Annotated in this window: 12 protein-coding genes; 10 read left to right on the top strand and 2 right to left on the bottom strand. The window is 60.4% G+C overall.

All coding sequences use genetic code 11. The features are described 5' to 3' along the window. The 7 genes from ABI213_RS19705 to queF all read left to right on the top strand — a co-directional run. Window positions 1-1,584, top strand: a 1,584-nt coding sequence (locus ABI213_RS19705; RefSeq protein WP_348028350.1) for a T6SS effector BTH_I2691 family protein, incomplete at its 5' end; no start/stop codon positions are given. Continuing rightward, a complete protein-coding gene (locus tag ABI213_RS19700) occupies window positions 1,581-2,318 on the top strand; it encodes a putative type VI secretion system effector (protein WP_348028348.1) in 738 nt (245 codons plus the stop codon). The genes ABI213_RS19705 and ABI213_RS19700, both read left to right, overlap by 4 nt. A gap of 984 nt (window positions 2,319-3,302) precedes the next feature. Then, window positions 3,303-3,722: a hypothetical protein gene (locus tag ABI213_RS19695; protein WP_348006432.1), complete on the top strand. Its 420-nt coding sequence runs from the start codon at window positions 3,303-3,305 to the stop codon at window positions 3,720-3,722. Between the two features lie 96 nt (window positions 3,723-3,818). Continuing rightward, window positions 3,819-4,799, top strand: coding sequence for a sensor domain-containing diguanylate cyclase (locus tag ABI213_RS19690; RefSeq protein WP_348006431.1), 981 nt, complete (start codon window positions 3,819-3,821; stop codon window positions 4,797-4,799). Between the two features lie 24 nt (window positions 4,800-4,823). After that, window positions 4,824-5,609 carry a peroxide stress protein YaaA gene (gene yaaA, locus ABI213_RS19685; RefSeq protein ID WP_348006430.1) on the top strand — a complete coding sequence of 262 codons (786 nt, stop codon included), beginning with the start codon at window positions 4,824-4,826 and terminating at the stop codon, window positions 5,607-5,609. Next, window positions 5,602-6,468 carry a 2OG-Fe(II) oxygenase gene (locus ABI213_RS19680; RefSeq protein ID WP_348006429.1) on the top strand — a complete coding sequence of 289 codons (867 nt, stop codon included), beginning with the start codon at window positions 5,602-5,604 and terminating at the stop codon, window positions 6,466-6,468. The genes yaaA and ABI213_RS19680 overlap by 8 nt, the downstream gene beginning before the upstream one ends. A gap of 60 nt (window positions 6,469-6,528) precedes the next feature. Then, complete coding sequence (queF, locus tag ABI213_RS19675; protein ID WP_348006428.1) at window positions 6,529-7,380, top strand: NADPH-dependent 7-cyano-7-deazaguanine reductase QueF; 852 nt, start codon at window positions 6,529-6,531, stop codon at window positions 7,378-7,380. Between the two features lies 1 nt (window position 7,381). Here queF and ABI213_RS19670 read toward each other — a convergent pair whose 3' ends face one another. Continuing rightward, complete coding sequence (locus ABI213_RS19670) at window positions 7,382-8,416, bottom strand: GGDEF domain-containing protein (protein WP_348006427.1); 1,035 nt, start codon at window positions 8,414-8,416, stop codon at window positions 7,382-7,384. A 161-nt stretch (window positions 8,417-8,577) separates the two neighbouring features. Here ABI213_RS19670 and ABI213_RS19665 point away from each other — a divergent pair, with 161 nt between their 5' ends. Continuing rightward, complete coding sequence (locus tag ABI213_RS19665; RefSeq protein WP_348006426.1) at window positions 8,578-10,005, top strand: esterase-like activity of phytase family protein; 1,428 nt, start codon at window positions 8,578-8,580, stop codon at window positions 10,003-10,005. 52 nt (window positions 10,006-10,057) lie between these two features. Here the strand turns inward: ABI213_RS19665 and ABI213_RS19660 are convergent, their stop codons facing one another. After that, entirely contained in the window at window positions 10,058-11,617 is a 1,560-nt protein-coding gene (locus ABI213_RS19660; protein WP_348006425.1) for a methyl-accepting chemotaxis protein, read from the bottom strand. Between the two features lie 340 nt (window positions 11,618-11,957). On the opposite strand from ABI213_RS19660, the gene ABI213_RS19655 reads away from it, so the two are divergent. Both ABI213_RS19655 and ABI213_RS19650 read left to right on the top strand, forming a co-directional pair. Further along, complete coding sequence (locus ABI213_RS19655; protein ID WP_348006424.1) at window positions 11,958-12,599, top strand: sigma-70 family RNA polymerase sigma factor; 642 nt, start codon at window positions 11,958-11,960, stop codon at window positions 12,597-12,599. Between the two features lie 211 nt (window positions 12,600-12,810). Then, window positions 12,811-13,346, top strand: a 536-nt coding sequence (locus tag ABI213_RS19650; RefSeq protein WP_348028346.1) for a DUF4331 family protein, incomplete at its 3' end; no start/stop codon positions are given.

Here is a 13,346-nt window from a genome sequence, read left to right as displayed (position 1 = left end):
ATGGCCAGTACTTGGAGTAAGTACGATGCGCGTCTGGACCCCAAAGTCCTACAAAAATTCAAGGAAGAGTGGAGCAAGCTACTCGGCCAAGCCGACACCATCATCGACCGGCGCACTGAAACGCTGGTGAAGTGGCTAGAGGCACCGTTGCTGATCGACACACTGGAGGACTTCCATGCGACCAGCATCCGAGATGGCCTGCTGTTTGAAGACGCCATCGGCAACGCCATCTTCGGCATGGGCTCCAGCGCCAAGGGGGCGGAAAAAATCGATGCCTGGGTCAAAGAGGCCAAGGCCAGCGTCAAGACCAATCTAGTTTGGCGAGCTATTGCATTGAACCAGCAAGAGGGTATTGCTGAAGTGGATGCGGCGCTGCAAGAGGCAGAACAGCATAAGTCGAAGCAGACCGTTGCGCATGCATTGGCCATAGAGGGCTATCTGTCTAAGATGCTAAAGGCCTTTGCAGATACATATAAAAAGGCCGTTAGCGCAAGCAATGCCAACGTCAACGCCAGCAGCGAAAAAGGTAGTAAAGCTTTTGGTGTGGCGATCCAGCCAGTCAACATGCGTGGCGCAGACAAGATCGCAGTGACGGTGGGCGACCGAGTGTTCAGGCACTTTAAGGTCAACGCGCTAGGGGACTTTGTAACGGAAAAGATCATCCAGCACATGTTTGCCATTAGGGCTTTAGTAGCACCGGCGGATTCCATCAATCTCATCGTGGAACAAGCCAGAACGCAAGGTATCGAGCGCACCAAGACGCTAGCGCGTCTGCGGACAGCCCGCACATTTCTCGCCGCCGACACCCCAGCCATAAAGACAGCGCAAACTGAAAGCCTTGGCCACGCGTGGGAAAACTTCAAGAACACCCATAAAGATGGTGCCAATGCGGTGCGCGACGCACGGCTAGCCGTGGTGGTCATGCTGATCGAGGGCGTTAATTTTCAGAAGCTGCTGGCTGACTGCAGCATGAAAAACGATGCCAAAAGTTGGTGGAGCTTGGCTGCATCGTCGATCACCATATCTTCCGCGTTATTTGACATTGCAAGCGTGCCCGCGAAGAACGTGTTGGGTAGCGAGAGCTGGAGCTACCAGCGGCTAAAACTGTTTGGTGGGGTATTGTCGGCGGGGGCCACTGCTATTGGAGTGGGGTTGGATGTATTGGATGCCGGGAAATCATTAAAAAAAGATCAAATAGCGATGTTTCTTTTGTTTAGCACCAAAGCCGTTTTAGGGGGTATAGGCGCAGGTCTTACCGTCGCCACAACATTTACGTACGCTGCACCGCTTATTGAACGTCTTACAGGCAGAGTTGCCGCTGGCGTAGCCGTTCGCGCCATCAGTGGTGCTGCCGCAGAAATTATTGCAACCCGGATTTTGTTTATGGCCGCAGGAACGTGGATTACGGTAGGAGTATTTGGCATTCAAGTTTTTATCTGGATCATCTCGGACGACAAGTTGCAAGAATGGTGCTCGCTGTGCGTTTTTGGCACTAAACGCACCGCACCTGATGCCTATAAATCCGCCAAACAGCAACAAGAAAAATTGCAATATGCCTTGGTTGAAGTTGGCTTGGCGGTATGACCAAATTCGTTACACAACCGAAGGCGGGTGGGCTTCTTAAACTCAGTGGCTGCATTGAAAACTACAAGTGCACGCGGGCCCGGGCCAGCTTTGTATTTACAGAGGCAGACCGCACGCAAATGGGGGTGGTGGCTGTTGCGGCTGGACTTGCGGGGCTGGGCGGTCAGGCCATTTCGACTGCTGCCAACGCTGGTGACCTGGAAGAAGAGGCCGACTATTTGGAGTTCACGCTGAACGGTGAGACGGTAAAGGGCTGGGTATGGCGCAGTCCTTTCAGCGAGGGCGACTTGGTGGATATTGCCGCCACCAAGGAGGGCGACGCTTATGAGACGTTTGGTATTGCCCGTCCAACCGACCGAACAGTGGCGCTTTATCCGCATTGTTCACGCGGGACGGCGCGACACTATTTAAATGCTGGGAAATGGTGGTTATATATTTCAAGCGGATCATTGTTGGTCTTTGCAGTGCTGATAGGGCTAATTGCAAAAGATCGAATTTCTACCGTTATTGAATCTGGACTGTTGATTTGGCCTATTGTTGGATTTTTTGGTTTTTTCGGTGCGATGGTATTCAGTCTTTCCCGAAAATGGCTCCCTTTCGTTCGAGTTGCGGAAAAGGTATTTCGTACGCTGGATTGGCCCCATCCCAGCAACGTTGACCTGAAGAAGCGCACAAAATCCCGCCGCACGAAAGATGATTCAGTGGAATACGGACGGTTTTATTTCCACTATTGACGTGGGTGTTTCGGTGCCATACGCTCCCAGAAAATTTACATGAAAATACCTCTCCAGTGCATATCCTACCTGCGCAGGTAGCTATTAAAAAGATAGTTCTCTCGTGCGGCTAGCATCTGCATGGGACGTGGGCAGTACGAGGTGGACCCGAGTGCGGTGTTGCACGCTATCTGGAACATAAAACCGCGTCTTTTCGCCCATGCTGTCGTTACAAATCCGCGCCATAGCGGAGCTATGGCTGTGGTTTGCGCCTAAGCCTGGACAAAAATCCATCGGTTTTATTAGTTCCAGCTAGCATGCAACACCGCACTAGCACCTATTCCTACCGATAGCGACTGGGGTTCTAGCGATGACTTCGGTTCAAGCAAGAGCGACAGTTCTAATTCATCATTTGGGGGCGGTAGCTCAAAAGGCGCGGGTTACGGCGAGAGCTATTAATGGTCTTGTAGCTGGCAAAATATGCCGCCAGCAGCCGTGGAATTTACGCAGTCTGCTATTTATTCAGTAGCATTTAAGAACTACTGACCATACTGCAATCGGCTTGATACCTTTCGCAGCACCACGCCTTGCCAGGGCGCGCAGGTGGGTACTTGGTTCGGCAGCCCAGACCAACTCCGCCACGGCAAACCCAGCGACTACGGCCAGCAAGGGCAGGGGGTGTTAAAGCCCGCGCAGGCGCACTCAGCCGCCTACCCCCAAACTATCGTACGAAAGATGGTGCGGAGGAATATGGGTGGCTTTATGGCAAGCGCCTATTTTTTGTAGCCTTTCCAAGGCTGCACTTGGATTTGCTGGAAATAATTTGGTGCCAGGTCAACTAGGTTCTGCACTATGCGTTGCGTGAGTGGATCGCACGCACTTTCTGCCGCACGCCACATTGGGATAAACGTAAAAATGAAAAAATCGATAGGGGCAACCGCTCTATTGGTACTGGTATGCGGCCAGGCCTCTGCTGTCAACAAGTGCACTGCACCCGACGGTAAAGTGACTTACCAAACCCAGGCCTGCCCCTTCACCGGTAGCGGCCAGCTGATCAACCCCGGTCGCCGAGTGGTCGTGGTGGAGCCCGACCCGGAAAACTTATCACCCATCAAACCGAACAACCAAACCGACTCCTTTGCGCCCGTGCCGCCGCCTGCCGCGCCGGTGGCCCCATTTGCCGGCCCCTGGGACGGCGAGGCGCAGACTTGCCTGGCCTTCATCCTGCCCATGCTCAAAGACCCCGGTTCACCGTATGTGCGCGATGTGCACAAAGAAGGCACCGTGCTGTCCATGAATGTGTATGCCAAAAATGCCTACGGCGGCTACACCAGCAAGGCGGCAGCCTGCGAAATCAAGAACAGCCAGCTGGATGTGGGATGGACCAATATCCACCTCAAGCGCCTGGGCTGGTTCGCGCCATAAAGTTCCAGCCGGTGGGGTTCACCTGGCCGGGTGTCCTGGATATAGTGTTCTGGTAGCGATCCGCCAAGTACCCCCCACTACGCGCAAGGACTGTCCATGATCAAGCCCGCCTTTCCGCCCGATGAAGCTTTTCGCCTGAACACCTTGCGTGCGCTCCACCTGCTGGACACCCCGCCCGAGGAGCGTTTTGACCGACTGACCCGCATGGCGCGGCGCATGTTTGGCGTGACCACGGCGCTGGTCAGCCTGGTGGACGAGAACCGCCAGTGGTTCAAGTCGAAACAAGGCCTGAGCGCGTCAGAAACGCCGCGCGACGTGTCGTTTTGCGGCCATGCGATTTTGAGCGACACCCCGCTGGTGATCCCCGACGCATTGCGCGACCCGCGTTTTTCTGACAACCCCCTGGTCACCGGCGCTCCCCATGTCCGGTTCTATGCGGGTTGCCCGCTGCGGGCCACCAATGGCAGCAAGCTGGGCACGCTGTGCATTCTGGACCCCAACCCGCGCGCGTTTGGCGTTGAAGATACCCAATTGCTAAAAGACCTGGCCGCCATCGTCGAGCAAGAAATCTCTACCTACCAGATGGCCACCCTGGACGAGCTAACCCGCTTGTACAACCGGCGCGGCTTCCTGGCCCAGGCGCAGCCGGCCTTGAACCAGGCGATGCAAAAGGGCGCGCCATGTTCGCTGGTGTTTTTTGATCTGGACAAGTTCAAGGCGATCAACGACCGGTTTGGCCATGCCGAGGGCGACAAAGCCTTGTTGGCGTTTGCCGACCAGATGCGGCGCAGCTTTCGCGATGCCGACATCCTGGCCCGGCTCGGTGGTGACGAATTCGTGGCGTTGCTGCTGGATTGCCCGGACGACCTGGCCCAGACCATCGTGGACCGCCTGCTGGCCGCCCTGGACCGGCGTAACCAGTTCACTGGCAGCGGCTATTCGATTGCGTGCAGCCACGGCATCATCCATATTGCGCTCGACACTGCCAGATCCATTGAGGTCTTGCTCGCGCGTGCGGATGGGCTGATGTTTGATAACAAGCGGCAGCGCAACGCCTCACAGTCTGCCAGCCGATAATCGTGGCCAAAGGATGCCCTACCCATGTTGTTTTTGTTGTCGCCTGCCAAGGCGTTGGACTTTGAAACGCCCACCACGGGCCAACCGCACACCCAGCCCCTGTTTGTTAAGCAATCCGCCGAACTGATCGCGCTGCTACGCACCCAGTCGCCGCAGCAGATTTCCGAGCTGATGCACCTGAGCGATGCCCTGTCGGCCCTGAACGTAGCCCGCTACCAGGCCTGGGCGCCGAAGTTCACCGCCAAAAACGCCAAACAGGCAGTTCTGGCCTTCAACGGTGACGTGTATGGCGGCTTGGATGCCGCTACTTTGCCAGCCGACGCATTGGCCTGGGCGCAAGACCATCTGGCCATCCTCAGCGGCCTGTACGGCGTGCTGCGCCCGCTGGACTGGATGCAGCCCTACCGGCTGGAGATGGGCACCCGGCTGGCCAACCCGCAGGGCGCTACGCTGTACAAATACTGGGGCCGCCAAATTGCCGACTATCTCAACCAGCGCCTGCGCGCCGATGCCACGCCGGTGGTGGTGAATTTGGCCTCGCAAGAGTATTTCAAGGCGGTAGACCGCAAGGCGCTGAAGGCCCAGGTGGTGGAATGCGTGTTTGAAGAGCTGCGCAGCAACGGCCAGTACAAGATCATCAGCTTCATGGCCAAGCGCGCCCGGGGGCTGATGGCCCGTTTTGCGGCCGAGCACCGCCTCAGCCTGCCCCAGCAGTTGCAGGGCTTCAACTTAGAGGGCTACGGCTTTGCCGCTGCCGTCTCTACACCCGAGCGGCTGGTGTTTCGCCGCAACGGAGCTGCCCATGGCTAAACCCGGCGCGGCGGCGCAAACCGTGACCCCCGCCCTGCGCAAATGGATCATCGAGCAGGCCGAGGCCGGGTTCGCACCCGACGTGGTGCTTGCGTCCATGCAGGCCTCGGGCTGGGATGAGGACGTGGCGATTGCCGCCCTGGAAGCCACCTTGACCGCGCATTTGCAGGACCAGAGCCAGCAGCCGCCACGGCCTGCCGCTGTGCCCGTGCCCAGCCCCGCACTCGACGGTGCGCCGCTGTGGCTGGATGCGGGTGACCGCCAGGTGGCCGTGCTATCGGTCATGCGCCAGCCCCGGCTGGTGGTGCTGGGGGGGCTGCTCAGCGACGAGGAATGCACTGCGCTGGTGGACCTGGCGCGTCCGCGCATGAGCCGCTCGCTGACCGTAGAAACCCAAAGCGGCGGCGAAGAAGTGCATGTGGACCGCACCAGCGACGGCATGTTTTTCCGCCGTGGCGAGAACCCGCTGGTCCAGCGCATCGAGGCGCGCATTGCCCGCCTGCTGGACTGGCCCGAGGTCAACGGCGAAGGCCTGCAGGTGCTGCAGTACCAGCCGGGGGCGCAGTACAAGCCGCACTACGATTACTTTGAACCGAACGAACCCGGCACCCCGCGCATTCTGGAGCGTGGCGGCCAGCGCGTGGGCACGCTGATCATCTACCTGCAGGCTCCCGAGCAGGGCGGCGCCACCATCTTCCCCGACGTGCAGCTCGAAGTGGCCCCGCAGCGCGGCAACGCCGTGTTCTTCAGCTATGACCGGCCCCACCCCAGCACCCAAAGCCTGCACGGTGGCACGCCGGTGCTGGCGGGCGAAAAGTGGATTGCCACCAAGTGGCTCCGCGAGAACGAATTTAACTAGTCAAATCGGCCTCTGGCGCAAATGCTACCTGCGCAGACAGCTATGAAAGGTATAGCTAACATGTCTAACACCCCCGAACAATCCCAGTTGGGCAAAAGCTCGGCCTACATCGACCAGTACGACGCATCGCTGCTGTTCCCCATTCCCCGCGCCACCAAGCGGGCCGAAATCGGCTTGGCCGACAAAGCCACGCCGTTCTTCGGGGCGGACCTGTGGACCGCCTTTGAGCTAAGCTGGCTCAACCTGCGCGGCAAGCCGCAGGTGGCGCTGGCCCACATCACTGTGCCGTGTGAGACCCCTAACATCGTCGAGAGCAAGTCCTTCAAGCTCTACCTGAACAGCTTCAACAACACCCGCTTTGCCGATGCCGCCGCCGTGCAGGCCCGCATCCGTGCCGACATCAGCGAAGCCGCCTGGCGCGGCAGCAGCACGCCGTCGTCGGTCGGCGTGCGCATCCTGCTGCCCGAAATGTTCGACCGCGAGCCGGTGCACGAGCTGGACGGGCTGAGCCTGGACCGGCTAGACATGGACTTCGACACCTTTACCCCCGACCCCACGCTGCTCAGCGCCGCGCAGGACGAGGCTCCTGTGTCCGAGGTACTGACCAGCAACCTGCTGAAAAGCAACTGCCTGGTCACCGGCCAGCCCGACTGGGGCAGCGTGCAGATCAGCTACACCGGCCCGCAGATCGACCAGGCCGGGTTGCTGAAATACCTGGTCAGCTTCCGCAACCACAACGAGTTCCACGAGCAGTGCGTGGAGCGCATCTTCATGGAGCTGTGGACCCGCTGCCAGCCGATCAAGCTGACGGTCTACGCCCGCTACACCCGCCGCGGCGGGCTGGACATCAACCCGTTTCGCACCAGCCATCCTGGCACCTTGCCGGGCAATGTGCGCACCGCGCGCCAGTAAGTCACGGGATCACAAGGTAGCGGTTCTTGCCTTGGCGCTTGGCCTGGTACAAGGCTTGGTCGGCGCGGCGCATGAGTTCGCCCAGGGCTTCGGTGTTGCGCCAGGATGCGACCCCGATACTGATTGACAATGGCCGGCCCAACACGGTGCGGGTGTGGATGTCTTGCACCAAACATTGGGCCAGTGCCTGGGCCCTGGCCGCGTCAAGCACCGCCGCCACGGCAAACTCTTCACCTCCCAAACGGCCAAAGCTGTGGCTAGCGGCATGCGTGGAAATGCCCTGGGCTACGTCGATCAGCGCGGCATCGCCCTGGGGGTGGCCAAAATCGTCATTGACTTTTTTGAAGTCGTCCACATCCAGCATCATGAAGAACAGTGTCTGGTCCGCGGCCAAGGTTTGCAGAACTTGTTCTAAGCGCAACAAAAAGGCCCGCCGGTTGGGGATGCCGGTCAGGCTGTCGATAAAAGCAGCCTCGTGCAACTGCAGCTGTAGCGCATAGGCATCCCGGCGCAGGCGGATGAACATGATGTTGCTCAACAGCCCGGCGCACAAAGAGCCCACCACCACCAACCACAGCAGGATCTGCTCTAGGCCCGACCTGGTAGGTGTTGGAACCAGCCATGCCAACAGGCACCAGATCAGAATGCGCGACCCCACAAAATGGAGACTGTTCGCGTACAGCGGCGGTGAGGTAATTGTCATCACCAAGCCGATGGTGATAAAGCAGGTTTCTGGTGACGGGGTAAACGGTGCCAAGCTGCTCAAACCTGCAGAGACAGAGATGGCGGTGAGGCTGTCGGCCACCGCCAAACTTTTCAGGCTTTGGCAGCGGAACGCGATGGCCAAGCCCACCAAAGCCAGCAGGACCCAGCCGTACAGCCCAAGTTGGGCGGGCGGGCTGTAAAAATCTTTCACTAGGAGTACCAGCAGGCAAAAAAAGATGCCCAGTGTTTGGCTGGCCTTCACCATGGGCCGCAAATGCTCCAGGGTCTGGGCTGCAAAACTGCTGGATACCAAGTGTGAGCTTTGGGTCATTGCGCTCCATGGTACGCGTGCGCAAGCTGCGATGCGATGCCAGGCCGGTGTGGCTGGGCCTGGGTAGTCATCAAGTCGTCACGGTGCGTGCTTACGCTGCCGGGTTGGCCCGCAGCGTCTCTGCGGCTCATCCACCCCAGAATAACCCAAGCCCACGCACCATGCACCGCACCTCCGTCCTCTCACTCGTTCTTGCGTCTTTGTTTGCCGCCACGGCGGCACAGGCCACGCCCACGCTGCTCGCCATCGGCACCCTGGGCGGCACATCCGACCTGTCGGGCCTGACCGGTACGCTGGAAAACGGCCTGGCCGGCAACGTACTGGGCGGCCTGGGCTCCGGCCTGGCCTGGGCCGGTGGCAACACCTTTATCGCCACGCCCGACCGCGGGCCGAACGCCACGCCCTACAACAGCCAGGTGGACGACACCAGCTCGTACATCTCGCGCTTTCAGACCCTGAAGCTGGACCTGGTAGCCACGGCTTCGGGCAACCTGCCCTACACCTTGACCCCCACGCTCACCGGCACCACGCTGCTCAGCAGTGCCACCCCGCTGGTCTACGGCACGGGCACGGCGGCAGGCCTGCCGAATGGCGCACCGGCGCAGAACACCGCCGGTGTCAACTACTTCACCGGCCGCTCGGACAATTTCGATGCCAGCCAGCCCTCGACCAACCCGAACAATGCCCGGCTCGACCCCGAGGCGGTGCGCGTGTCCAAAGACGGCAAGAGCGTGTTCATCTCGGACGAATACGGCCCCTACGTGTACCAGTTCGACCGTGCCACCGGCCAGCGCATCAAAAGCTTTGCCCTGCCCAACAACCTGGCCATCAGCACCCTCAGCGCCCAGGGCGCGGTGGAAATTGCTGGCAACACTACCGGCCGCGTGACCAACAAGGGCATGGAAGGCCTGGCGATTTCGCCCGACGGCACCATGCTGGTGGGCATCATGCAGGCCTCGCTGGAGCAGGACAAAAACAAGATGGTGCGCATCGTCACCATCGACATCGCTACCGGCGTGGTGCATGAATACGCCTACCAGCTCACCACCGGCTCCGGCGTGAGCGAAATCGTGGCCCTGAATAACCACGAGTTTCTGGTGGACGAGCGCGACGGCAAGGGCCTGGGCGACGGCAGCACCGCCGTGGTCAAGCAGCTGTTTCGCATCGACCTGGCCGGTGCCACCGACGTGACCAACCTCACCGGTTCCAGCGCCGACCAGGCCGCCCTGAAAGCCGCCGCGGTCAAGAAAACCCTGGTGCTGGACCTGGTGAAGGTGCTCACCGCCAACGGCATCAGCGCCGACCAGATCCCGTCCAAGATCGAGGGCCTGGCGTTTGGCGACGACATCACCCTGGACGGCGTGCTGTCGCACACCTTGTACGTGGCCAACGACAACGACTTTGTGCCGGGCACCTCGGGCGACAACAAAATCTTTGTCTTCGCTCTCAGCGATGCCGACCTGGGTGCTACCTTCACCCAGCAGCAGATTCCCGAACCCGAAAGCCTGGCGCTGGTGCTGCTGGGCTTGGGTGTGATGGGCGGAATGGGCGGCCTGCAGCGCCGCAAATCGCGGTCGCTACAAAAATAGAAGCTGCCAGCGCAGGTGGAATATGCGCTGGAGCCACTTTTTACCCATTATTTCACGCCAGTTGGAATACCTGTACTGAGCGGGCCAGCGCCAGGCTGCTGCCGCTCAGGCCCTCGGCCGATGCGGCAGACTCTTCGACCAGGGCGGCGTTTTGCTGGGTCACGGCATCCAGCTGGGTTACCGCCTCGTTGACCTGGGCGATGCCACCTGACTGCTCGACCGTGGCGCGGGTGATCTGGCGGATCAGCGCGCCCACTTCCTTGACCGACGCTACCACCTCGTCAATGGTGCGCCCGGCATCCGCCATCTGCTGGCTGCCTGCCGTGATCTGTTCGGCCGATGCAGCAATCAGCGTGCGGATCTCGCGGGCCGCTGTGGCGCTGCGCTGCGCCAGGGCCCGCACCTCGGTGGCCACCACCGCAAAGCCCCGGCCTTGTTCGCCCGCGCGGGCGGCTTCCACGGCAGCGTTCAGCGCCAGGATATTGGTCTGAAAGGCAATGCTTTCAATTACGCCAATGATCTCTTGGACCTTTTTGGACGACTTGTCGATGTTCTGCATCGCCACACCGACCTGGTGCACGGCCTCGCCACCGCGGGTGGCCACGTGGGTGCTTTGGTCGCTTTGCTGCGCCACCTGCAAGGCGGTTTCGGCGGTGTGCTGCACCGTGCCGGAGAGCTGCTCCATGCTGGCGGCGGTTTGCTGCAGGCTGCTGGCCTGGGATTCGGTGCGCTCCGACAAATCCATGCTACCCGAGGCAATTTCGGCAGCGACCTGGGTGAAGCCATGGATTTCGGTGTGTACATCGCCGATCACGGCCCGCATATTGATCTGGATCTGCCACAGGCAGCGCACCAGCGAGCCCAGCGGCGCGGGGTAGTCCAGCGCAATCGACGTGTTGAGGTTGCAGCCCGACAGGTCGCTGGCAAAGCGCTCGGCATCAACCACCACATCCGTCACGTGGCTCTTGAACCACAGCACCATCACCACCGCACAGGCCAGTTGCAAGCCCACTTGCAGCAGCAGCCCCAACTGGCCCTGCATCCCCAGCAGCAGCGGCAACAGACCTACGCCGACCATAGCCGCCAACACCAGCATGTAGCGCTGGGTCATGCCGATACGGGCCAGGCTGCCCAGTGCGCCGCGCCAGCCCAGCGGGCGCACCACCCCGGCATGCAGCGCAAAAGTAGGGCGGTTGGCAGCCCGTTCGCTGCGCATGCGGGCGTAGAGCGCTTCGGCATCTTGCACCTGTTGGCGGCTGGGCTTGGTGCGCACCGACATGTAGCCGCGCGGCTTGCCGCCGTCCATGATGGGCGTGACATTGGCCTCCACCCAGTAGAAGCTGCCGTCCTTGCGCCGGTTTTTGACCATGCCGGTCCACGGGCGACCGTGGCCAATGGTGCTCCACATGTCTTTGAAGGCCTCGGGCGGCATGTCGGGGTGGCGGATCATGTTGTGCGGCTGGCCCACCAGTTCGTCGTAGCCAAAGCCGCTGACCTGGGCAAAGGCGCTGTTGCAGTGGGTAATGTGGCCCCGGGTGTCGGTGGTGGACACCAGCATTTCGTTCGACGGGTAGTCGTACTCTTGCAGGGTTACGGGTAGGTTGGATCGCATGGAAATCTCCTTCAGCGTAGCGGTGACTACATTTGGTAACAATGTCTATTAAGCGGGTGCTGCGGTAGGAATTCAAGGCTTTGACAAGGGTGTTTGCGGTTCCCTTGATGCAGATCAAAAAGCCTGTGGTGTGCGCACCTCAGCACCGCCCCTAGGGGCGGTGCCTCAGCCCGCCACGATCTTTCGCCACTCTGTTCGTTGGCGCACAGATGGCCGCGGATGGGGTGGCGAAGATGGCTTTGCGTGCAGCCGTTCTGCACACGCAAGCCGCACTGCATCCAAGGTCCCCGACGGTGACCGCATGGCGCTTTTCAGCCCAGCCCTGCCACGAGGACGAACCATGCGTTGTGCCACCAGCCCCCAGGGCATGCCGACCGAGCCTGCCGCTGCCAGCCCGGTCCGGCCCGTCAACGACGTGCCGGATGAACTGGCGGCCCTGCTCTACCGCACGGCCGCAGGCTGCCACGATGCGTTTGGCTTGTTGTACCGGCGCAGCCGGGGCCGCTTGTTCGGCGTGATTTTGCGCATCAACCAGGACCAGGGCGAAGCCGAAGAGGTGTTGCAGGAAACCTATATCAAGGTGTGGCACCAGTGCCGGTGGTTCGAAGCCAGCCGGGGGCATTCCAGTGGCTGGTTGGCCAGCATTGCCCGCAACAGTGCCATCGACAGCCTGAAGCGCCGCGCCTGCCGACCCCAACGGGCCTTGCTGTGCACCGACCACGGCGACGATGTCTACGCCTGGTCGTATTCCCCTGACGATGGCCCGCTGGAGAGCCTGGTCTTGCGTCGCCGCGCTGCTGCCGTGCAGCGCTGCCTGCGCGCCTTGCCCGTGGGGGAGCGCAACAGTGTGATGCTGGCCTATTTCGGCGGCATGCGTTTTGAGGACATTGCGGTCCAGCTGGGTTGCCCGTTGGGTACGGTGAAAACCCGGGTGCGCCGCGGGTTACTGCGTTTGCGCAGCGCCTTGGATGCGGAGCAGTAAGGTCTGCATTTCTTGTTAAAAGTTTTTAAACAAAAAATAAGGCTCTGGCGCAGGTTCTGTCTGCGCAAGCAGCTATCAAAGGCATAGCACATGTCCACAGTCGGGTGAAGTATTTTGAGAAATAGTTCACGCATGTGAATCCAGGGTAAAGCTTGCTACGTATCTATCAAGCCCATTGCACCCAATGGACAACACCCACCAGGAGATCACCATGCGATTCAAAACCGGTCCCGTTACCGCAGCCTGCCTGCTACTCGCTTTAGGCGGATTTGGCAGTGCGGCCTTTGCCTCCAGCCACCGAGAGGCACCGTTCATCACCACCGTGCCCAAAGTCGATGGCACAGACTTCTACATGTTCCGAAGTTACGAGGGTGTGGCTAGCAACGGCAGCGGTGGCCGCTCCGACTACGTGACCATGATCGCCAACTACCAGCCCCTGCAGGCTCCGTACGGCGGCCCCAACTACTTTGCGATGGACCCGAACGCGCTGTACGAGATCCACATCGACAACGTGGGTGACGGCAAAGAACACCTGACCTTCCAGTTCAAGTTCAACAACAAACTCAACAACGTGGCCCTGCCCATCGGTACCGCCAGCGTGGCGATTCCGCTGATACAGGCCGGTGCCGTAGCCAACGTCAACGACGCCAACCTGAACGTCAACGAAACCTACACCGTCAACGTGGTCCGGGGCGATCGGCGCAAGGGCGTGGTGTCGTCCGTCACCAAGGCCAGTGGCGGTGCCAC

This window comes from Rhodoferax sp., from assembly GCF_039922535.1.
GTDB lineage: Bacteria > Pseudomonadota > Gammaproteobacteria > Burkholderiales > Burkholderiaceae_C > Rhodoferax_B.
Note: the sequence above shows the minus strand (reverse complement) of the source record. Positions and strands in the feature narration are given on the sequence as shown.

Bases quoted from the DNA above. Each gene is read 5' to 3' on its own strand.
- queF (WP_348006428.1), top strand. From the start codon at position 6,529: ATGTCTAACACCCCCGAACAATCCCAGTTGGGCAAAAGCTCGGCCTAC.
- ABI213_RS19660 (WP_348006425.1), bottom strand. From the start codon at position 11,617: ATGCGATCCAACCTACCCGTAACCCTGCAAGAGTACGACTACCCGTCG.
- yaaA (WP_348006430.1), top strand. From the start codon at position 4,824: ATGTTGTTTTTGTTGTCGCCTGCCAAGGCGTTGGACTTTGAAACGCCC.
- ABI213_RS19690 (WP_348006431.1), top strand. From the start codon at position 3,819: ATGATCAAGCCCGCCTTTCCGCCCGATGAAGCTTTTCGCCTGAACACC.
- ABI213_RS19700 (WP_348028348.1), top strand. From the start codon at position 1,581: ATGACCAAATTCGTTACACAACCGAAGGCGGGTGGGCTTCTTAAACTC.
- ABI213_RS19655 (WP_348006424.1), top strand. From the start codon at position 11,958: ATGCGTTGTGCCACCAGCCCCCAGGGCATGCCGACCGAGCCTGCCGCT.
- ABI213_RS19665 (WP_348006426.1), top strand. From the start codon at position 8,578: ATGCACCGCACCTCCGTCCTCTCACTCGTTCTTGCGTCTTTGTTTGCC.
- ABI213_RS19680 (WP_348006429.1), top strand. From the start codon at position 5,602: ATGGCTAAACCCGGCGCGGCGGCGCAAACCGTGACCCCCGCCCTGCGC.
- ABI213_RS19670 (WP_348006427.1), bottom strand. From the start codon at position 8,416: ATGACCCAAAGCTCACACTTGGTATCCAGCAGTTTTGCAGCCCAGACC.